This is a genomic window from Thauera phenolivorans, from assembly GCF_001696715.1.
GTDB classification, from domain to species: domain Bacteria; phylum Pseudomonadota; class Gammaproteobacteria; order Burkholderiales; family Rhodocyclaceae; genus Thauera; species Thauera phenolivorans.
This window is the reverse complement of record NZ_MBFM01000002.1, coordinates 649,786-669,501: the sequence shown is the minus strand read 5'-3', so window position 1 is coordinate 669,501 and position 19,716 is coordinate 649,786. Positions and strand designations below refer to the sequence as shown.

Annotated in this window: 18 protein-coding genes; 6 read left to right on the top strand and 12 right to left on the bottom strand. The window is 68.4% G+C overall.

Features of this window, described 5'->3' with window-relative positions; all coding sequences use genetic code 11:
* Positions 1-6: 6 nt before the first annotated feature.
* The 12 genes from BB334_RS18780 to BB334_RS06495 all read right to left on the bottom strand — a co-directional run bounded on the left by BB334_RS18780 (position 7) and on the right by BB334_RS06495 (position 13,263).
* The gene (locus BB334_RS18780) at positions 7-141 is read right to left on the bottom strand and encodes a hypothetical protein (protein ID WP_269798992.1); all 135 of its coding nucleotides are present in this window, start codon (positions 139-141) and stop codon (positions 7-9) included.
* Entirely contained in the window at positions 138-860 is a 723-nt protein-coding gene (locus BB334_RS06540) for a toll/interleukin-1 receptor domain-containing protein (protein WP_198531190.1), read from the bottom strand. Before BB334_RS06540 ends, BB334_RS18780 begins: the two co-directional genes overlap by 4 nt.
* A gap of 411 nt (positions 861-1,271) precedes the next feature.
* Positions 1,272-2,150 (bottom strand): universal stress protein, encoded by an 879-nt coding sequence (locus BB334_RS06535; protein WP_068805931.1) that lies wholly within the window; start codon positions 2,148-2,150, stop codon positions 1,272-1,274.
* Positions 2,151-2,160: 10 nt separating this feature from the next.
* Positions 2,161-3,636 (bottom strand): SulP family inorganic anion transporter, encoded by a 1,476-nt coding sequence (locus BB334_RS06530; protein WP_068805928.1) that lies wholly within the window; start codon positions 3,634-3,636, stop codon positions 2,161-2,163.
* 444 nt (positions 3,637-4,080) lie between these two features.
* Positions 4,081-4,791, bottom strand: coding sequence for a molecular chaperone TorD (gene torD / locus BB334_RS06525; protein ID WP_068805926.1), 711 nt, complete (start codon positions 4,789-4,791; stop codon positions 4,081-4,083).
* Positions 4,788-5,432, bottom strand: coding sequence for a molybdopterin dinucleotide binding domain-containing protein (locus tag BB334_RS18600; RefSeq protein WP_232756666.1), 645 nt, complete (start codon positions 5,430-5,432; stop codon positions 4,788-4,790). Before BB334_RS18600 ends, torD begins: the two co-directional genes overlap by 4 nt.
* Positions 5,433-7,304 (bottom strand): trimethylamine-N-oxide reductase TorA, encoded by a 1,872-nt coding sequence (torA, locus tag BB334_RS06520; protein WP_232756665.1) that lies wholly within the window; start codon positions 7,302-7,304, stop codon positions 5,433-5,435. It lies immediately after the preceding gene.
* Between the two features lie 16 nt (positions 7,305-7,320).
* Positions 7,321-8,547 (bottom strand): pentaheme c-type cytochrome TorC, encoded by a 1,227-nt coding sequence (gene torC / locus BB334_RS06515; RefSeq protein WP_068805923.1) that lies wholly within the window; start codon positions 8,545-8,547, stop codon positions 7,321-7,323.
* Between the two features lie 73 nt (positions 8,548-8,620).
* Positions 8,621-8,806, bottom strand: coding sequence for a periplasmic nitrate reductase, NapE protein (locus tag BB334_RS06510; RefSeq protein ID WP_068805920.1), 186 nt, complete (start codon positions 8,804-8,806; stop codon positions 8,621-8,623).
* 162 nt (positions 8,807-8,968) lie between these two features.
* Positions 8,969-11,683: an HAD-IC family P-type ATPase gene (locus BB334_RS06505; RefSeq protein WP_068805917.1), complete on the bottom strand. Its 2,715-nt coding sequence runs from the start codon at positions 11,681-11,683 to the stop codon at positions 8,969-8,971.
* Positions 11,684-11,837: 154 nt separating this feature from the next.
* Positions 11,838-12,782 carry an MBL fold metallo-hydrolase gene (locus tag BB334_RS06500; protein WP_068805915.1) on the bottom strand — a complete coding sequence of 315 codons (945 nt, stop codon included), beginning with the start codon at positions 12,780-12,782 and terminating at the stop codon, positions 11,838-11,840.
* Positions 12,783-12,870: 88 nt separating this feature from the next.
* Entirely contained in the window at positions 12,871-13,263 is a 393-nt protein-coding gene (locus BB334_RS06495; protein WP_068805911.1) for a hypothetical protein, read from the bottom strand.
* 270 nt (positions 13,264-13,533) lie between these two features.
* On the opposite strand from BB334_RS06495, the gene BB334_RS06490 reads away from it, so the two are divergent.
* The 6 genes from BB334_RS06490 (at position 13,534) to BB334_RS06465 (ending at position 19,652) form a co-directional block, all read left to right on the top strand.
* Positions 13,534-13,872, top strand: coding sequence for an ArsR/SmtB family transcription factor (locus tag BB334_RS06490; RefSeq protein ID WP_068805908.1), 339 nt, complete (start codon positions 13,534-13,536; stop codon positions 13,870-13,872).
* 22 nt (positions 13,873-13,894) lie between these two features.
* Entirely contained in the window at positions 13,895-14,956 is a 1,062-nt protein-coding gene (gene arsB / locus BB334_RS06485; RefSeq protein ID WP_068805905.1) for an ACR3 family arsenite efflux transporter, read from the top strand.
* Positions 14,956-15,378, top strand: coding sequence for an arsenate reductase (glutaredoxin) (gene arsC / locus BB334_RS06480; protein ID WP_068805902.1), 423 nt, complete (start codon positions 14,956-14,958; stop codon positions 15,376-15,378). The genes arsB and arsC overlap by 1 nt, the downstream gene beginning before the upstream one ends.
* Entirely contained in the window at positions 15,356-16,093 is a 738-nt protein-coding gene (arsH, locus tag BB334_RS06475; protein ID WP_158014369.1) for an arsenical resistance protein ArsH, read from the top strand. The genes arsC and arsH overlap by 23 nt, the downstream gene beginning before the upstream one ends.
* A 55-nt stretch (positions 16,094-16,148) precedes the next feature.
* Positions 16,149-16,673: a sigma-70 family RNA polymerase sigma factor gene (locus tag BB334_RS06470; RefSeq protein ID WP_068806238.1), complete on the top strand. Its 525-nt coding sequence runs from the start codon at positions 16,149-16,151 to the stop codon at positions 16,671-16,673.
* 129 nt (positions 16,674-16,802) lie between these two features.
* The gene (locus BB334_RS06465; RefSeq protein ID WP_083200310.1) at positions 16,803-19,652 is read left to right on the top strand and encodes a cation-translocating P-type ATPase; all 2,850 of its coding nucleotides are present in this window, start codon (positions 16,803-16,805) and stop codon (positions 19,650-19,652) included.
* The last annotated feature ends 64 nt before the right edge of the window (positions 19,653-19,716 follow it).

Here is a 19,716-nt window from a genome sequence, read left to right as displayed (position 1 = left end):
GCGGATCTAGCGCACTGAACGCATCCAGGCCAAAACGAGCGCGACGGTCAGCGCGACCAGCAGCACGAACAGCAGCACGAACAGCAGGGCCGCATGGCGGCGCACCGCCAGTTCCAGGGGCGCCCGGGCGGCGAACGTCAAGACCGTGCTGTCAGTCTGGCGCTGACCGCATCGACGAGGGCGACGAAATCGGTTTCGCTGTGCATCTGCGTCGAAAGCGTATTCATGTTTCGGAGAATGGCGGTCAGTTCCGCGATCGTGCGGCGGATCTCGGTGTAGAGGTCGATCTCCTCCCTGAACCCTTTCAGGTCGGCAGCGGACACGGTCTTGAGGGCTTCGTCGAGTTCCCGAATCTGCGCCTCCCAGTGCTGCACGTAACGCACCCGTTCGGCCGCACGCTGAATCTTCGCGTCATCGAGCAGGACCGGGAAGACGCGGTCCTGAAAGTCGCCCCGTGCTGCGACCTGCATCAACTCGAACATGCAGTGCGGCGAGCGCAGGTACTTGTCGCCGATCACCGCAATGACGCAGCGGCCGCGGCCGAGTCGTTGCATGAAGGCGTGGATGTCGGCCTTGTAGCCCAAGGCGTGCTTGTCGCGCACGACCGCGATGCCACGCGCGGCGAACACGCGCTCGAGGCGGTCGACGAGGGCTTCGCTTTCGCCGCCCCAGGCATAGGAAACGAAGACTTCGGGCGAGGCATCTGCCGATCCCAGCGCGATGTCTGCCGGGCTGGAGGGGGTGGCCTCAACGCTCCCGGAGCGGTCCGGCGGCATTCGAGCGAGCGAGGATTCGAGCGCCTTGAATACCGCATCGACGTTCTGCCTGTTACGGCCGAAATCGAACACCGTCGTGCTCACCTTGCAGCTGCTGCGCACATGGACGGTGGCCCCCTCCACCCGGAGCTCGATGTGCTCGCCGAAGGACTTCCAGTTGACCCCGCCGCTTGCCTCGATGCGCCCTTCGGCTGGCAGTTCGCGCTCGATCGTGAAGCCGCTTTCCACCAGCGCTCCCCGACATCTGTCGAACAGTCGCGCCGCTGCCAGCGGGTATTTCCGCGCCTCTTCGTGACTCGCTCCCATTCCGGCCTTCGCTGTGAATGCACTCGCCGCGGTCCCGCCGGGGCGGGCCTCGTGGGCGTCGAAGCGTTGCTGCCGCCGCCTGCCGGCGCGCCGGCGGACGCGCCGATGACTGACGACGGGATCACCCGATTCTAGCGGCTTGCAGACGGTGCGGCGCGGTGCGCTTCGGCCGGCCTGTGCCTGCCGCGACTACCGCAGCAGCAGGGTCGCAATCGTCGCTGCGCGCAGCAGATCGGTGGTCTTGCTGCCGAAGATCAGCGAGCGCAGCGGCGAGTGAGCCCAGGCGCCCATCAGCAGCATGTCGATGCTGCGCGCCGCGATCTCGCGGGCGATGACCGTTTCCGGGTCGCCCGGCAGGTAGTCGGCGACGACCCGGAATCCGGCCGCCTCGAGCGCTTCGCGGGCCCAGCCGAGCTGGCGATCGGCGTCACCGCGTTCCTTGCCCGCCATCACGATGTCGATCGGCAGGCCCTTGAACAGCGGGCTGCCGGCGATCATGTCCACCCCCTTGCGGGTGACCGCGGTGCCGTCGTAGGCGAGCATCACGCGCGCCGGCGCCTTGAAGCCTTCGGTGACGGTGAGGATCGGCTTGTGCACCGCGCGCACCACGCGCTCGACGTTGCGCCCGAGCGCCTTCGCGCTGCCCGGCTGCGCGGTCGCGGCCGAGGCGCCGCGACGGCCGAGGACGAAGAGGCGAACGCCGGCCTCCTGCTCGGCCAGGGTCTGGTCGAGCGCGCCGTGGCGCTGGCGCATGTCGACCGACGGGGCGCCGGCGGCCAGCGCACGCTCGCGCAGGCGGTTGAGGAAGAGGCGGCCCTGTTCGCGCTTGCCGCGGGCGATCGCGGCCTCCTTGTCGCTGAGCGCGCTCAGCAGGTGTTCCTGCGCGTTGATGCCGATCGCGCCGCTGTGGTCCTCGCCCGAGCCCTGTTCGAGGTGGCGATCGATCACGTGCAACAGCTCGAGCGGTGCCTCCATGCGGTGCGCGGCCCAGGCGGCGTACTCGGCGACGGTATCGGCGAAGTGGGACTGGTCCACGCAGGCCAGCACTTTCCTGTCTTGCTTGTTCATGCCGTTCTCCTCAGTGGCCCATCAGCAGGTCGTCGGCCCCGTCCTTGTCGTGCACGGCGAACCTGTCGACCATCGTTGCGCTGGCCTCGTTGAGGCCGACGACCTCGACCTCCGTGCCTTCGCGGCGGAACTTGACCACCACCTTGTCGAGCGCACTGACCGCCGTGATGTCCCAGAAGTGGGCGCGCGACACGTCGATCACCACCTTGTCGATCACTTCGCGGAAGTCGAAGGCGGCGACGAAGGCGTCGGCCGAGGCGAAGAAGACCTGGCCGCTGATCGTGTAGCGGCGCTGGCGACCTTCGTCCTCGGCGATCGAACGCACGCGCAGCAGGCGGCCAACCTTGTGCGCGAAGAAGAAGCCCGAGGCCAGCACGCCAACCAGCACGCCCTGCGCCAGGTCGTGGGTGGCGACGGTGACCGCGACGGTGGCGATCATCACCACGCTGGAACTCGGCGGGTTCTCGCGCAGCTTGCGGATCGAGTTCCAGTCGAAGGTGCCGATCGACACCATGATCATCACCGCCACCAGCGCTGCCATCGGGATCTGCGCCACCCAGTCGCCCACCAGCATCAGCAGCGCGAGCAGGAAGAGGCCCGCCGACAGCGTCGACAGCCGGCCGCGGCCGCCCGACTTCACGTTGATCACCGACTGCCCGATCATCGCGCAGCCCGCCATGCCGCCGATGAAGCCGCTGGCGATGTTGGCCACGCCCTGGCCGACGCACTCGCGGTTCTTGTCGCTGGGGGTGTCGGTGAGGTCGTCGACGATGGTCGCCGTCATCAGCGACTCGAGCAGGCCCACCACCATGAGGGTCAGTGAGTAGGGGAAGATGATGGCGAGCGTCTCGAGGTTGAACGGTACGTCCGGCAGCAGGAACACCGGCAGGCTGTCGGGCAACTCGCCCATGTCGCCGACAGTGCGGATGTCGAGATCGAGCATGATGGCCACCGCGGTGAGCACTACGATGGTGACCAGCGGCGAGGGGATCGCGCGGGTGAGGTAGGGGAACAGATAGATGATCCCGAGGCCGGCGGCGGTCATCGCATAGACGTGCCAGCTGACGTCGGTGAGCTCGGGCAGCTGGGCCATGAAGATCAGGATGGCGAGCGCGTTGACGAAGCCGGTGACCACCGAGCGCGACACGAAGCGCATCAGCGCGCCGAGCCGGATCCAGCCCGCGACGATCTGCAGCACGCCGGTGAGGACGGTGGCGGCGAGCAGGTATTCGAGGCCGTGCTCTTTGACCAGCGTGACCATCAGCAGCGCCATGGCCCCGGTAGCGGCCGAGATCATGCCCGGGCGGCCGCCGGTGAAGGCGATGACCACCGCGATACAGAACGAGGCGTAGAGGCCGACCTTGGGATCGACGCCGGCGATGATCGAGAAGGCGATCGCCTCGGGAATCAGCGCCAGCGCGACGACGAGGCCGGCGAGCAGATCATTGCGAATATTGGACAGCCAGTCCTGCTGGAAGGATTTCATTTGTCGTTATCGGTCCATCGAAGTGGGCGCGCGTCCGCAACGGAACGCAGGAACTCGCGTGAGGCCGGTTCGCAAATGAAGCCTCGCCCCAAAGCGTGGGCGGGGGTGTCCGGAAGCGCGCATCGGGGCGGATGCGCGGGGGCGCCGGATTCAGGCGCGGGATCGGCCGGACAGGGGCGGATCGAGCGAACGCGTTGCAGCAAGCCTCGCGCGAGCGGGAAGAAAGAAAAACAGCTCGCAGGCTGGGGCAAGGCTTACATGGGTCGCTCGTCGGTGTCGCAGGAAGAGGGGCTTTCCGCTCGTGTAGTCCGCGCGGGAACCGGGGCGGAGGCGGTCGGCAGCCCCGGCAGGGTAGCGGACTCGCTGCGATGCAGCAAGCACATGCGCGCCGGCGAGGATTGGGCGTGCTTTCGCGCCACCCGCCAGACCCAGCCTGGCTTTCGCTCACCCGGCCCGGGCGGCCGCCTCTCGTCCGCCGACCCCGACGTCGTCGAGGAACAGCTGGTCGGCCCGCAGGAAACCGACCAGCAGGGTGGCGAGCGCAGGATAGAAATCGAAGCGCGGCGCGGCCTGCTGGCAGCGTCCGACGAAGCGCGGCAGCCAGTCGAGCAGCGCGCTGCGCAGGAAGGTGGCCTGGTCAGTGGCGGCCGCGGCAATGTCGTTGCGAGCGGCGTCTTTCTCCGCCAGGTCGGCCATCAGCGCCAGCGGCACGGCGAGGTGGTCGGCGGGTTCGCGGAAGTCGGACTGGATCGAGAGTGCGCGGGCGGCGAGGAAGTCCCGCATCCGTGCCTCGGCCGCGCCGTAGAGCGGCGAGGCGGCCTCCTTGCCCTCGTAGGCGGAGGCGTAGGGCAGGGCGCTGGTCTTGCCGTCGAGCAGGAAGAGCTGGGCGAAATCCGCCGCCAGCTCGAGGCGGGGCAGGTCGGTGCCGCGCAGCGACGCGATCGCGGCCTCCAGCCGTCTAAGCTCCGCCTCGAGGCCGAGTCCGCCCAAGCCTGCGAAGGGCGCGAAAGCACCCTCCGCGAAGTGGGTCCGGTACATGTCCTCGGACACCTCCTTGGCGTAAAGCGCCGAGAACCAGCCGTAGAGCCTGCTGCGCTCGGCGCTCGCGAGCGCCCACTCCGCGGCGTCGATCGCGCCTTGCTCGCCTGCGCTCATGTGGCCTGCACCTCGCGCCCGTCCGGATCGACCTCGGTCGGGCCACCGAAGGCGGTCACCGGCGGCGCCTTGCCGACGAACTTCTCGATGTCGACCACGCAGGTGTTGGCGCTGGTGGCCTGGGCGAGGCTGGAGGTGCCGATGTCGAGCGTCAGCGTGTTGGGGTCGCCGTAGGTGTCGAGCGCGCCGATCTCCGGGCCGGTCGGCCCGTACCAGGCGCCTTCCTGGATCCGCGCCACGCCCGGCGGGAAGTCGTCCGAGACATGGGCGCCGGCCAGCAGCTGGCCGCGGTCGTTGAACACCCGCACCAGATCGCCGTGCGAGATGCCGCGCGCGGCGGCGTCCTGCGGGCTCATGAACACCGGCTCGCGCCCCTGGATCGCGTAGGTTGCGCGCAGCTCCTCCGATTCGCACAGCTGCGAGTGCAGGCGCTTGTCCGGGTGCACCGACTGCAGCCACAGCGGGAAGCGGTCGGAGCCGGGACCGCCGTGGGAGCGCTCGGCCTTTTCCATCCACACCGGATGGCCCTTGCAGTCGGCGTAGCCGTAGCGCTCGATCTTGCGGCTGAAGATCTCGATGAAGCCCGACGGCGTGCCGAGCGCATGGACCTCGGCGTCGTCGCGGAAGTCGGCGTGGCGCACCTAGGGCTTGCCCTCGGCGAACATCACGTAGCCCTGCTTCCAGAACTCGGTGAAGGGCGGCATCGCGATGTCCTTGAGGCCGTTCTCGGCGCGGCAGTCCTCGTAGATCTTCTCCACCCACTGCATCTCGTCCATGCCACGGGTGTATTCCTGCTCGCGGTTGAAGCGGCGGGTGAGGGCGCGGAAGATGTCGAAGTCGCTGCGCGAGTGGAACAGCGGGTCGACCAGCTTCTGCATCGCGATCACGCCGCGGTTGCTGTACGAGCCGTAGGCGTCGAGGTCGTTGCGCTCGTACGGCGTGCACGCGGGCAGCACGATGTCGGCGAAGCGGCAGGTGGCGGTCCAGTTGTAGTCGATCGCGACCACGGTCTCGAGCTTGCGCCAGGCTTCCTTCATGCGGTTGCGCTGGGGCTGGCGGTGCCACTGGTTGCAGCCGCTGAAGATCGCCATCTTGTAGGGGGCGAGCTTCACCTTGCCGCCGTTGAAGTCGATCTCCTTGCCGGGTTCGAGCAGGGCGTCGATCACCCGCGCGATCGGGATCACCGTGCTGTAGTCCTTGTAATCGGTATTGTCGTGCTTGGGCTTGCGGCCCGGATCGAGGTTGAGCGGGAAGGCGCCCGGCATCGCCGCGCCCGAGGAGGACACGCCCACCGAGCTGTAGTGGTGCGCGTAGCTGACCCCGCCGCCCGGCAGGCCGATCTGGCCGAGCATCGCCGCCAGCACCGCGCCCATCCAGTAGGGCTGCTCGCCGTGCTGCTGGCGCTGGATCGCCCAGCCGAAGATGAGCTGGGTGCGGTGCTGCGCCATCAGCCGCGCCAGCTCGCGGATGCGGTCGGCCGGCACGCCGCAGATCGCGGCCGCCCACTCCGGGGTCTTCTCGATGCCGTCCTCGCCCCTGCCTTCGAGGTAGGGGACGAAGCGGTCGAAGCCGAGGGCGTAGGTGTCGAGGAAGGCCTTGTCGTAGAGGTCTTCCTTCACCAGGGTGTGCGCGATCGCCAGCATCAGCGGCACGTCGGTCATCGGATTGACGTACTGGTGCTCGGCGCCGAGGTAGTTGAGCGTCTTGCTCCTGACCGGGTCGAGGCAGATCACCTGCACGGACTTGTCGGCGATCTTCTGTCGCAGCTGCTCGTAGTAGGCGTAGGCCTCGTGGGTTTCGGTGTTCCAGCCCACCTGCAGGTTCTTGATCGGGTCGTTGGCCCAGAAGATCACCAGCTTGCTGTGCTCGAGGATGAGTTCCCAGGAGGTGCCCTGCGAATAGACCTCGGTCGAGCCGAGCACGTAGGGCAGGATGATCTGACCCGCGCCGGTCGAGTAATCGCCCACGGTGCCTACGCTGCGTCCGTGCATGCCGACGCCGCGCACCATGTGGTTGCCGCAGCTATGCACCTGGCCCACCGAGCGCCAGCCCACGCCGCCGGTGTGCAGCGCCCACGGGCCGTGCTCCTTCTGGATGCGCTCGAGCTCCTCGTAGAAGAGGTCGATCGCTTCGTCCCAGCTCACCCGCACGAAGCGGTTGTCGCCGCGCTGGCTCGTGTCGCTGAGGTGGCGCCTGCGGTACCAGTCCAGCCGCACCATCGGGTAACGCACCCGCGAAGGGCCGTAGATCAGGCCCTTGATGCCGTCGATCATCTCGGTCGGATGCTTGTCGAGCTCGAAGGGGCGGATCTCCACCACCCGGTCGCCGACCACCTTGGCGCGCATCGCGCCGAAGTGCGAGCCGGAGATCTTCCAGGTGGTGATGTCCTCGGTGGCGGCAGCCGCCTCGCTGGCGGCAAGGGCGGAGCGAGCGGTCAGCAGGCCGGGCGCGACCATCGCGCTGCCCGACATCGCTGCCATCGCCTTGAGGAAACCTCGCCGAGAGTAGTTCATTTTGTTCACCCCCTGATCAAGGACGGGCCGTCTGCAGCGTGCTGTCGGGCGCGCCGGGGCCGTGCTGCGTCGTGCTGAAATCGGAAGAATGGGTCTGCAGGTACTTGAGCACCACGCGTGCCGTGTCTTCGTCCATGCTGGTGAAGCCGACCATGCCGCCGAACAGGCCAGGCCAGGTGTTGGCGTCGAAGTGCGCTTCGTCAGGCTGGCGGTGGCACACGCTGCAGCTGCTGTTGTAGCTGGCGCGGGCGATCGTCCACACCGGCTCGACGCTGTCGATCAGGCTGCCCTTCGGCATCCAGGCGCTCGCCGTGACCTGCTGCCACTCGAGACCGGTCATCGGGTCTTCGCGGCTGTCGAGCACCTTGACGAGGTTCTCGTCGCGGGCGACTTCCTTGTCGAGGATGGCGCTGGTGATGTTGAGCCCGAAGTCGCTGTACCACACGCGACCGTAGCCCTTGTTCTTGCGCCACAGTGCGAGCTCGACGCGCTGGGCGTCGCCCTTGATCTCGAGCACCTTCACCGGCGCGGCGACCTCGATCGAGCCGATGCGCTGGCTCAGTCCCTCGTCGGCGAACAGCACCTGCGGAACGGCGAGGTAATAGGTTTCGCCCGCAGCCACGCGCTGAGAGGATGCCGAGGACACCAGGGTGTCGAATGCCGGGTTGCGCGCGCCCTTCATCTCGGGCAACTGGTGCGCGATGCCCTTGTGGCAGTCGACGCAGCTCTGGTCACGCGCCGCCGCGTTGCGCATCGCCACCTGCGAGGCGGGCCGCATCTTGTCGAAGTCCATGTCCTTGTAGTCGTGGCAGGCGCGGCACTCCCTGGAGCCGTTGGCGGCGAAGCGCGTCCATTCACGTTGCGCGAGCACGATACGGTGCTCCTTGAACTTTTCCCGCGTGCCGATGGTGCCCACCAGATGGCCCCACACCTCGCGGCTAGCCTGCATCTTGCGCGCGACCTTGTCGGTGAATTCGTGCGGCACGTGGCAGTCGGGGCAGCGCGCCCGGACCCCGGTGCGGTTGTTCCAGTGCACCGTCTTCTGCAGTTCGGGCAGGAGGTTGTCGTGCATCGTGTGGCAGCTGATGCAGAACTCCTCCTTGTTGGTCGCTTCCATGGCGGTGTTGAAGCCCTGCCATGCGAGCACGCCGGCGATGAAGCCGCCGGTGACGAGCACCCCGAGTCCGATCCTGACCGATGGCTTCAGGAAAAGGTCTCCGATGAAGCGGATGAGCTTTTTCATGATGTTGCTCCTGCGTGTTGTCCGAGTGCCGCACCGGCGGGGGCGCTGGGCGCCTCCCGCGCAAGGTCAGGAGTCAGGACGGCGGGCCGAAGAAAAGGATCTGCAGAAACCACACCACGAAGCCGTAGGCCGCGATCGCGAGCACCATCGCGATGGGCAGGCCGACGAAGGCGAGGAGCAGGAATCTGGGCCACTCGCGCTTGTGACCGGTTTCGTCGGCAACGGATGGGGCGGCGAGTTCGATTGCTTGCTTATTCACGTCTCTGTCTCCGTGCTCACTGATTCACCGAAGAGGAACTGCGCCGAAGTCCGAGCCCCGGTGCGCCCGGTGGAGAAATCACCCATCCACTATAGGGATCTGCCGTTAACGCCGGGGCAAGTTTTGTGAATGGGAGCGGCTTCGACGTTAACGAGGTTAACGTTACGCCATGCGGGCGGCGCGACGTCGCAGCATTCCTGTCAGGCCCTTCTGGAACTCGACGATGAGGAAGCTGGAGGCGGCGATTGCGGCGATCATCGCCCAGTCGGCCGCGCCGAGCGGGGTCGTCTGGAAGATGCGATTGGCCCAGGGCAGGTAGGTGAAGCCGATCTGGAGCGCGAGCATCGCGAGGCTGCCCGCCCAGACCCAGGGGTTGCCGAAGCCGTCGAGCGCCCAGGGGGCGCGATCGAGCGAGCGGCAGCTGAAGAGGTAGGCCGTCTCGATGGCGACGAACACGTTCGTGGCCAGGGTGCGCGCCTCCTCGAGCGTGCGATCCTGGTGCACCGCGAGTTCGAACAGGCCGAAGGCGCCGCCCAGCATCAGCAGACTCACCAGCAGGATCCGCAGCATCAGGCCGCGATCCAGGATCGGCGCGGCGGGCGGTCGTGGCGGACGGCGCATGATGCCGGGCTCGGCCGGCTCGAACGCGAGGCTCATGCCGAGCAGGATGGCGGTGCTCATGTTGATCCACAGGATCTGCAGCGGCGTGATCGGCAGTGCGGTGCCGGCGAACACCGCGACCAGGATCACCAGGCCTTCGCCCGCGTTGGTGGGGATCGTCCACGCGATGAACTTGACGAGGTTGTCGAAGATCCCGCGGCCTTCCTCCACCGCCGCCTCGATGGAAGCGAAGTTGTCGTCGGTGAGCACCATCTCGGCGGCTTCCTTGGCGACTTCGGTACCGCCCAGGCCCATCGCCACGCCGATGTCCGCCTGGCGCAGGGCAGGGGCGTCGTTGACACCGTCGCCGGTCATCGCCACCACCTCGCCGTTGGCCTGCAGGGCTTGCACGAGGCGCAGCTTCTGCTCCGGCTCGACGCGGGCGAAGACATCGACGCGCGCGGCTGCCGAGCGCAAGGCGTCGTCGTCGAGTGCTGCCAGCGCGCGGCCGGTCAGGGCCGCTTCACCGTCGCGCATGATGCCGAGCTGGCGCGCGACCGCCATCGCCGTGCCCGGATGGTCGCCGGTGATCATCTTCACGCGGATGCCGGCGGCGTGGCAGGTGCGCACCGCGCTGATCGCGCGCGGACGCGGTGGGTCGATCATGGCGACGAGCCCGAGGAAGACGAGCCCTTCGCGCAGGTGCTCGTGCGTCAGCACATGGTCGGGCGACAGCTCGGAGCGCGCCAGCGCCAGCACGCGCAGGCCTTCTTCGGCCATCCGCACCGCGACCTTGCTGATGGTGGCGACATCGACCCCGACCAGGCCGTCGTCATCATCGAGCATGGTGGTGCAGGCGGGCAACAGCTTCTCGATTGCGCCCTTGGCATAGACGATGTGCTGGCCGTCAACCTCGTGCAGCGTGGCCATGAACTGACGCGCGGCGTCGAAGCTCAGCTCGTCGCGGCGCGGGAACACCGCGTTGAGCGTGTCCTCATCCAGGTCGGCCTTGCGTGCGGCGGTGATGAGCGCGCCCTCGGTCGGGTCGCCGTCGATCACCCACTGGTTGTTGTCGCGGCGCAGGCGGGCGTCGTTACACAGCGCAGCGGCCACCAGCGCGGCGCGCAGGGCGCCGCGGGGCGCGACCGGCAGGCCGGCGTGCTCGATGCGGCCTTCCGGGGCGTAGCTGTTGCCGGTGAAGGTAAAACGCGCGCCGCCTGCCCAGGCCTCGCGCACCACCATCTCGTTCTGGGTCAGCGTGCCGGTCTTGTCGGAGCAGATCACCGTCGTGCTGCCGAGCGTCTCCACCGCCGGCAGCTTGCGGATGATGGCGCGGCGCTTGGCCATGCGCGCGACGCCGATCGCGAGCGTGATCGTCATCGCCGCGGGCAGACCCTCGGGAATCGCGCCCACCGCCAGCGCCACGGCGGCGATGAACATGTCGAACAGCGGCTGCCCGCGCCACACGCCGACCGCAAAGGTCAGCGCCGCGAGCAGCAGGATGGCGACGAGCAGGCGTTGGGCGAACACGCCCATTTTGCGCGTGAGCGGTGTCGCCAGGTCGGGTGCGGCGCCGATCAGGCGGGCGATGCGGCCGGTCTCGGTGTCGTCCCCGGTCGCGACCACCACCCCGGTGGCGCGACCGGCGACCACCAGCGTGCCGGTATAGGCCATGTTGCGGCGGTCGGCGAGCGGAGTGGGCGCGGGCAGTGGCGCGTGGTTCTTGTCGATCGGGGTGGATTCGCCGGTGAGCGCGGCCTCGGCGGTGCGCAGTTCGCGGCTGTGCAGCAGGCGCAGATCCGCCGGCACCTTGTCGCCGGCGGCAAGATGAACGACGTCGCCCGGCACCAGTTGCACGGCGTCGATGCGCGTTCGGCGCGCATCGCGGGTGACGCTGGCCTCGGTGGCGATCACGCGCGCGAGCGCGGCGAGCGCCGCCTCGGCCTTGCCCTCCTGGAGGAAGCCGACCACGGCGTTGATGAGCACCACGGCGAAGATCACGCTCGAATCGATCCACTCTCCGAGCGCGGCGGTGACGGCACCGGCCACCACGAGTACGAGCACCAGGGGCTGGACGAACTGCAGCAGCAGGCGCAGCAGCGGCCCTCGGCCATGCCGCTGCGACGGGGTGTTGGGGCCGTAGAGCGCTTGTCGCTTGCTCACCTCGGCGGCGTCCAGGCCACGCGCCGGGTCGACCTGCAGGCGCTGCGCGGCGTTGCCCGCTTCGATGGCGTGCCAGTGTCTGTTTTGCTGCGCCGCTTTGACCTTGTTCGTCATGCCGTGTCCCGATCTCCCGGTTCCGTGCAGCTTGCGCGCGGTGCCGGATGATCCGCCCCTCGATCCCGTATTCACGATCCTTGCCGATTAGGATCACACTCCGCTGCGCCCCCGAGGTGGGCGAAGGCGTAGTCGCCCTCTTCGACCACGATGCTCACTCGGCCGACTCGAAACGCAGATACGCCCGGTTGACGTTGCCGCGGTGCAGCTCGTCATAGTTCGCCAGGCGGGAGAACCGTGGTGCGTCGCCGAGCTGCGCGACCGCCTCGTCCACCCCGGCCATGTCCTCGGCCAGCGCCTTCACCCCGCTCACGATGAAGGCGAGATAGTCGCCGGTGTCGGCCTGCGCACGGGCGAGGTCGGTGACGGCGCCATGGCCCGGGACGATCACCTTCGGCTCGAGCGCCACGAGCGCCTGGAAGGCCTCGAGCCAGCTCTCGGCATTGCTCTGCGGCAGGATGCCGAGCAGGCGGTCGACATAGACATGGTCGCCGGCGAAGGCGACGCCCTCCTGCGGCAGCCACACCACCACGTCGCCCGGGAAATGGGCATCGGCGAAGTAGTGGATCTCGACGAGGCGTCCGCCCAGGTCGAGCGTCTCGTGGGCGCCCTCGAGGCGGCGGTCGGCGGTCACCGGCGCGGTGCCGTCGAGCCGCTCCTTCAGCACCGGGCGCAGGCCGTCGAGCTGGGCGAGGGCGTTCTTCTCCTGCGCCTCGGCGGTGCGGGCGAGCGCGATCACCTCCACGCCCTTGCCGCGGAAGTAGCCATTCCCCAGCCAGCGGTGATCCTGCACGCCGGTGTTGATCACCCAGCGCACCGGCTTGCCGGTAAGCCGGGTGGCCTCGGCTTCGAGCAGCTGCGCGCCCTGCCGCGAGGCGCCGCTGTCGATCAGCACGGCGCCCTCGGCAGTGTCGATGACGCCGAAATTGGCGTTGAGGCCGTGGTTGTCGTAGGTGCGCCCGCCGGTCGGTCCGACGAGGGCGTGCACGCCGGCCGCGACCTCCCGGTGGTCGAGGCTGAAGGTGTCACTGGCGGCCGCGGGGGCAATCAGCGCGGTGCCGATCGCGAGGCAGGAGAGGAATCTGGAGAGTGTCGTCATGAGTGCGGAAGAAGGTGCGGATGTGCGCATCCGCGTGGCGGGAAAGAAGCACGGGCGCGGAGCCCGTGCTTCCACGATCGGCAGGCGGTCAGCCCCTGGCCTGCTCCTGCTCGGCCTCCATCAGCATCGCCGCGAGCGAGCTCAGTCCTTCCTGTTGCGCGGCTTCGGAGATTTCCTCGAGGGGGGCGCCGCGATCGATCGCCTGCGCGGTTGCGCTGGTGTCGGGCAACTGGGTGCGGAAGTCGCGAAGTCGCGTGCTCAGCGCGCCGAGCACGCTGTTGTCGGATTCGCCTGGCGATCCGGTGGCGTTCTGCTGTTCGAGCGCTTCGAACAGCGCACCCGAAAGCGCATGCAGGCCTTCGGCGCTCGCGCTATTGGCGATTTCCTCGGCACTCGCGCCGCGCTCGATCGCCTCCGCGGTCTTGCTGTTGTTCGGCAGCGTGTCGCGGAAGTTGCTGAGAATCTGCTGGATGATCTCCATCTGTGTCTCCTCGGTGAAGTGAAAGGGCTTGCTCGAGCGGACGCTTGCGGTGCCGTGCGCCTCTGGTTTTTCCCAGTGTAGGCGATCGGCGGCGGCCGGGGGCGCGGGTGGCGGGATGCCGTGGGCGACGCTGGGCCCTGAGTGCCTGTTGATCTGCGCCCCGGAATCCCCTATCGTTGCGGTCTATTCAAGTCTGCTAAAAATATTGACCTGTTGGAGCGCGACGGATCGCCCGGCGGACGATCCAGTCGACGAAGCACGAAGGTGATCATGGAAAAAGCCGCTGCACTCGCCGTCTTCGAATCGCTGTCCTCCGGCATCCGGCTCGACATCTTCCGGCTGCTGGTGCGCAGGGGTCCGGACGGCCTGGTGGCCGGGGAAATCTCGACCACGCTCGACCTGCCGCCGACCAACGCGTCCTTCCACCTGAAGGCGCTCACCCACGCCGGGCTGGTGTCGGTGGAGCAGGAGGGGCGCTACCAGCGCTACCGCGCCAACCTGTCGCTGATGCGCGAGCTGATCGTGTTCCTCACCGCGGAGTGCTGCGACGGCATGCCGGAGCGCTGTGCGGAGACGCGCGCCGCCTGCGCCGACGGTCTCGAATGCTGATGCGGGCACCAGGAGAATCGATATGGGTTTGTTCGAACGCTTCCTGACCGTCTGGGTGGGCCTGGGCATCCTCGCCGGGGTCGGCCTCGGGCTGGTCATGCCGGGCGCCTTCCAGGGCATCGCCGCGATCGAGTTCGCACATGTGAACCTGGTGGTGGCGGTCTTCATCTGGGTGATGATCTACCCGATGATGATCCAGATCGACTGGCACGCGGTGAAGGACGTCGGCCGCAAGCCACGCGGACTGGTCCTGACCCTGGTGGTGAACTGGCTGATCAAGCCCTTCACCATGGCGGCGCTCGGCGTGCTGTTCTTCCACTACATCTTCGCGCCCTGGGTCGATCCGCAGTCCGCCAGCGAATACATCGCCGGCATGATCCTGCTCGGCGTGGCGCCGTGCACCGCGATGGTCTTCGTGTGGAGCCAGCTGGTGCGGGGCGACGCCAACTACACCCTGGTGCAGGTGTCGGTGAACGACATCATCATGGTGTTCGCCTTCGCGCCGATCGCCGCCTTCCTGCTCGGCGTCACCGACATCACCGTGCCGTGGGAAACCCTGGTGCTGTCGACCGTGCTCTACGTGGTGCTGCCGCTGCTCGCCGGCATGGCGACGCGGCATGTGCTCGAGCGTCGTTCGCCGATGGCGGTGGCGGCGTTCGTCGGTCGGCTCAAGCCCTGGTCCATCGTCGGCCTGATCGCCACCGTGGTGCTGCTGTTCGGCTTCCAGGCGCGCACCATCGTCGACCAGCCGATGGTGATCGGGATGATCGCGGTGCCGCTGATGGTGCAGAGCTACGGCATCTTCCTGATCGCCTACATCGCCGCCAAGTCCCTGAAGCTGCCGCACAACGTCGCCGGCCCCGCCTGCCTGATCGGCACCTCCAATTTCTTCGAGCTCGCGGTGGCGGTGGCGATCTCGCTGTTCGGCCTGAACTCGGGCGCGGCGCTGGCGACCGTGGTCGGCGTGCTGGTCGAGGTGCCGGTGATGCTGTCCCTGGTGGCGATCGTCAACCGCACGCAACACTGGTTCGCGCCCGCCGCCGTCGCGGCGGCGCAGCCCGTCATGAAAGAGGAAATACGCTGATGAGCGACATCGCGATCTACCACAACCCGCGCTGCGGCACCTCGCGCAACACGCTGGCGATGATCCGCAACAGCGGCGAGGAGCCGACCGTCATCCAGTACCTGAAGACCCCGCCGGCGCGCGAGAAGCTGGTCGAGCTGATCGGCGCCGCCGGCCTCGGCGTGCGCGGCATCATGCGCGCCAAGGAGGCGATCTTCAGCGAGCTCGGCCTCGGCGATCCGGCGAAGACCGACGACGAGCTGATCGACGCGATGATGGCGCACCCGATCCTGATCAACCGCCCGATCGTGGTCACTCCACTCGGCACCCGGCTGTGCCGTCCCTCGGAGGTGGTGCTCGAGATCCTGCCGCATGTCCAGCGCGGCGCCTTCACCAAGGAGGACGGCGAGCAGGTGGTCGATGCGGAGGGGCGCCGTGTCTGAGCCCCTGCCCGAGCTGCCCAACATCGACCCGGCCCTGTTCCGCGTGCCCGACCCCGCACAGCTGCACAGCGCGCGGCTCTCGACCCATCCGCCGCGTATCCTGCTGCTCTACGGCTCGCTGCGCGCACGCTCGTTCAGCCGCCTGGCGACGGAGGAGGCCGCCCGCCTGCTGCGCGCGATGGGCGCGGAGACGCGCATCTTCTACCCGAGCGGCCTGCCGCTGCCCGACGACGCGCCCGACACCCACCCCAAGGTGGTCGAACTGCGCGAGCTCGCCCAATGGGCCGAGGCCATGGTGTGGTGCTCGCCCGAGCGTCACGGCGCGATGACCGGCATCATGAAGACGCAGATCGACTGGATTCCGCTCGCGGTCGGCGCGGTTCGTCCGACCCAGGGCAAGACCCTGGCGCTGATGCAGGTGTGCGGCGGCTCGCAGTCCTTCAACGCGGTCAACCAGATGCGGGTGCTCGGGCGCTGGATGCGCATGCTCACCATCCCCAACCAGTCCTCGGTGGCGAAGGCCTTCCTCGAGTTCGACGAGAACGACCGCATGAAGCCCTCCGCCTACTACGATCGCATCGTCGACGTGATGGAGGAGCTGGTGAAGTTCACCCTGCTCACACGCGACGTCGCGCCCTATCTGGTGGACCGCTACAGCGAGCGCAAGGAAAGTGCCGAAGCATTGTCGAAGCAGGTCAATCAGCGCGCCATCTGATCCCGCCCGGCCGGACGGGAACCACGCCCATCGCCGCGGCGCGGCGAGGCCTTGCCTGCTCGATGCCTGGACGACACACGAAGCCGAGCTGTGGGCTTACCTTCGCCATCACGTGCGCCCGCCCGCGGACGCGGAGGATCTGCTTCACGATCTCTTCGTCAAGGCCTTGCGTCAGGGCGAGCGTTTCTGCGCCGTGCGCGATCCCCGTGCCTGGCTGTTCGAGGTGGCGCGCAACGTGGTCGTCGATCGTGCCCGCCGCGTCCGCAACGGCGAGCCCCTGCCGGAAGACCTGGCCGCGCCGGAATTCGAAGTTGCGGTGGTCGACCAGCTGTCGGCCTGCCTGCCTCGCGTGCTGGCGGAGTTGTCCGAGGAGGATCGCGAGGCCATCAGCCTGTGCGACATCGGCGGCATCACCCAGGCGCGCTTCGCCCAACTGAAGGGGCTGTCGCTGGCGGGCGCGAAATCGCGCGTGCAGCGTGCGCGAAAGCGGCTGCGCGAGCGGTTGCTGCGTGCCTGCCAGGTCCGCCTGGATGAGCGCGGGCAGGTGTGCTGTTTCGTGCCGAGGCCGCCGCTGGAATGAAACCCCGTGCGTCGCTGCACCCGCCCTGAAGTGGGGCGGCGGCCTCTTCATCGTCAGGCCGGCGCAGAATCGCCGGGGAGTCTCTTCCCGCCTCACATGCAGTATGGTGGCGGTTGATGCCGATACCGGATGGCCAGGGCGATCATGGCGAGGGAATGCACATGCAGTGATGCCAGTCGGCGCGAGGTCGCCGAGATCGCCGCGGCGCTGGGCACGGACATCGAGCGCGGCCTGGGGGCGGTAGAGGCGCGCGCCCGTCTCGCCCGCGGCGGGCGCAACGAACTGCGCGCGGCACCTGCGGTTCCGGCCTGGAAGCGTCTGCTGGCGCAGTTCAACGATCCGCTGATCTATCTCCTGCTCGCCGCAATCGTCGTCACGCTCGTCGTGTGGGAGATCGAGGGACGCACGGGCTTGCCCTTCGATGCGATCGTGATCGCGGTGATCGTCGTGCTCAACGCGATCCTGGGTTTCGTGCAGGAGGCGAGGGCGGAGAATGCCGCCGCCGCCCTGGCGAAGATGACCGAGGTGAGCTCGGGCGTCATCCGCGATGGGACACCGCTGCGCATCCCGAGCGCGGAGCTGGTGTGCGGCGACCTGCTGGTGCTGGCCGAAGGCGATGCCGTCGGCGCCGACGCCCGTCTGGTGCGCGCGGCCACGCTGTTCGTGCAGGAGGCGTCGCTGACCGGCGAGAGCGAGGCGGTCCTCAAGGACGTCGCCACCCGCGCCGATGCGGCGTCGATCGCCGACCAGCAGAACATGGTCTTCAAGGGGACGGCGGTGGTGCAGGGCACCGGCCTCGCGCTGGTGACGTCGACCGGCATGGACACGCAGATGGGGGCGATCGCCGCGCTGCTCGAGGGCACGCAGGAGGACCCGACGCCGCTGCAGCGTGAGGTGACACGCATCGGCCGCATGCTCGGCATCGCGGTGCTGGTGATCGCGGTCATCGTCGTCGGGTCGATCCTGCTGACCTCCGAGATCCGCAGCGCAAGCGATCTGCTCGGCGTGCTGCTGCTCGGCGTATCGCTCGCCGTTGCCGCCGTCCCCGAAGGCCTGCCCGCGATCCTGTCCGTCGTGCTGGCGCTCGGCGTGCAGCGCATGGCGGCGCGCAACGCGATCGTCAAGCGCCTGTCCTCGGTCGAGACCCTCGGGTCCGCGTCGGTGATCTGCTCGGACAAGACCGGCACTCTGACCCGTTCGGAGATGACCATCGTGCGCGTCGCGACCCTGTCGGGCAGCACCGAGGTCAGCGGCGTCGGCTACGCGCCCGAGGGCGAGGTGCAGCAGGCGGGCCAGCCGCTGGCCGATGGGGCGCTGCATGCCGAGCAGGTCGTGGTGCTCTCCGGCGGCAGCCTGGCCGGCAACGCCGACCTCCGCCAGGCCGCCGGCGGCGGCTGGGAGATCCAGGGCGACCCCACCGAAGCGGCCTTCCTCGTGGCAGAGCGCAAGCTCGGCGTGCACGAGCGGCGGCAAGGCCGCTTCGAGCGCGTCGGCGAGCTGCCGTTCACCTCCGAACGCAAGATGATGTCGGTGATCGCGATCGATCATGAGCACGACGATGCGCGGGTGCTCATCGCGAAGGGCGCGCCGGACGTGCTGCTCGCGCGCTGCACCCACGCCCGTCTCGGCCCCGACGTGGTCGTGCTCGACGACGGTCTGCGCTCGCGCCTGCTGGGCGAGGTCGACGAGATGTCCGATGCGGCGCTGCGCCCCCTCGCGGTGGCCTACCGGCCGCTCGCCGCGGGCGAGGATGCCGGCAGGAACGCGGCGCTGGAAACCGACCTCATCTTCGTCGGCACCGTCGGCATCATCGATCCGCCGCGCGAAGAGGCGGCGCAGGCGATCGCCGACGCGCATCGGGCGGGCATCCGCGTGATCATGATCACCGGCGATCACCCGCGCACCGCGGCGCGCATCGCCGCCGACCTGGGCGTGGTACAAGCCGGGGCGGAGGCGATCACCGGCATCGAGATCGACGCCATGGACGACGCGCGGTTTGCGGAGGCGGTGCGCACGACCTCGGTCTTCGCCCGCGTCGCGCCGGCGCACAAGCTGCGCATCGTCGATGCGCTGCAGGCCGAAGGGCAGGTCGTCGCCATGACCGGGGACGGCGTCAATGACGCGCCTGCGCTGAAGTCGGCGGACATCGGCGTGGCGATGGGGCGGACGGGTACCGAGGTGACGAAGGAGGCGGCCAAGATGATCCTGGCCGACGACAACTTCGCCACCATCGTCGAAGCGGTGCGTGAAGGACGGGGCATCCTCGACAACATCACCAAGTTCCTGCGCTACCTGCTGTCGTCGAACATGGGCGAGGTGCTGACGATCTTCCTCGGCGTGGTCGGCGCCGGCGTGATCGGCCTCACAGCGCCCGACGAGGCGGTGGTGGTGCCGCTGCTGGCGACGCAGATCCTGTGGATCAACCTGCTCACCGATTCCTGGCCGGCGATGGCGATGGGGGTGGATCCGCACACCGACGACGTGATGGCGCGCCGCCCGCGCCGCCCGGACGAGCGCGTCATCGATGCCCGCATGTGGATGGGGGTCGTGCAGATCGGGCTGGTGATGGCGCTGGTCGCGCTGCTGACCATCGATCTGTTCCTGCCGGGCGGCCTCATCGAGGGCGCGCACGACATCGACACCGCACGTACCGCCGGCTTCACGGTGCTGGTCTTCGCCCAGTTGTTCAACTGCTTCAATGCCCGTTCCGCCGTCACCAGCGCGTTCCATCGACCCTTCGTGAATCCGTGGCTGTGGGCGGCGGTGGCGCTGTCGGCGCTGCTGCAGGTGGCGGTCGTCCATCTCGCCTTCCTCAACCAGGCGTTCGGAACGGTCCCGCTCACGGGCGAGCAGTGGCTGATCTGTCTCGCGATGGGCAGTGCGGTGCTCTGGTTCGGGGAGTCGCGCAAGCTCGTGCTGCGGCTCGCAAGCGCGCCGGCGGCTGCATCCTTTTCGTCGGACGTGCGTCTTCATGAATGAAGCGGCCCATCGTCGAGCAACGGGTCGTCCGGCGCTCGGTCGAACCTGAGCCGGAGCGCCCGTC

What these genes read in the sequence shown, in the direction of transcription:
- BB334_RS06495 (WP_068805911.1), bottom strand. Translation starts at nt 13,263, where the DNA reads ATGGAGATCATCCAGCAGATTCTCAGCAACTTCCGCGACACGCTGCCG.
- arsC (WP_068805902.1), top strand. Translation starts at nt 14,956, where the DNA reads ATGAGCGACATCGCGATCTACCACAACCCGCGCTGCGGCACCTCGCGC.
- BB334_RS06465 (WP_083200310.1), top strand. Translation starts at nt 16,803, where the DNA reads ATGGCCAGGGCGATCATGGCGAGGGAATGCACATGCAGTGATGCCAGT.
- torD (WP_068805926.1), bottom strand. Translation starts at nt 4,791, where the DNA reads ATGAGCGCAGGCGAGCAAGGCGCGATCGACGCCGCGGAGTGGGCGCTC.
- BB334_RS06535 (WP_068805931.1), bottom strand. Translation starts at nt 2,150, where the DNA reads ATGAACAAGCAAGACAGGAAAGTGCTGGCCTGCGTGGACCAGTCCCAC.
- BB334_RS06530 (WP_068805928.1), bottom strand. Translation starts at nt 3,636, where the DNA reads ATGAAATCCTTCCAGCAGGACTGGCTGTCCAATATTCGCAATGATCTG.
- torA (WP_232756665.1), bottom strand. Translation starts at nt 7,304, where the DNA reads ATGAACTACTCTCGGCGAGGTTTCCTCAAGGCGATGGCAGCGATGTCG.
- arsH (WP_158014369.1), top strand. Translation starts at nt 15,356, where the DNA reads ATGCGGAGGGGCGCCGTGTCTGAGCCCCTGCCCGAGCTGCCCAACATC.
- BB334_RS06500 (WP_068805915.1), bottom strand. Translation starts at nt 12,782, where the DNA reads ATGACGACACTCTCCAGATTCCTCTCCTGCCTCGCGATCGGCACCGCG.
- BB334_RS06505 (WP_068805917.1), bottom strand. Translation starts at nt 11,683, where the DNA reads ATGACGAACAAGGTCAAAGCGGCGCAGCAAAACAGACACTGGCACGCC.
- torC (WP_068805923.1), bottom strand. Translation starts at nt 8,547, where the DNA reads ATGAAAAAGCTCATCCGCTTCATCGGAGACCTTTTCCTGAAGCCATCG.
- arsB (WP_068805905.1), top strand. Translation starts at nt 13,895, where the DNA reads ATGGGTTTGTTCGAACGCTTCCTGACCGTCTGGGTGGGCCTGGGCATC.
- BB334_RS06490 (WP_068805908.1), top strand. Translation starts at nt 13,534, where the DNA reads ATGGAAAAAGCCGCTGCACTCGCCGTCTTCGAATCGCTGTCCTCCGGC.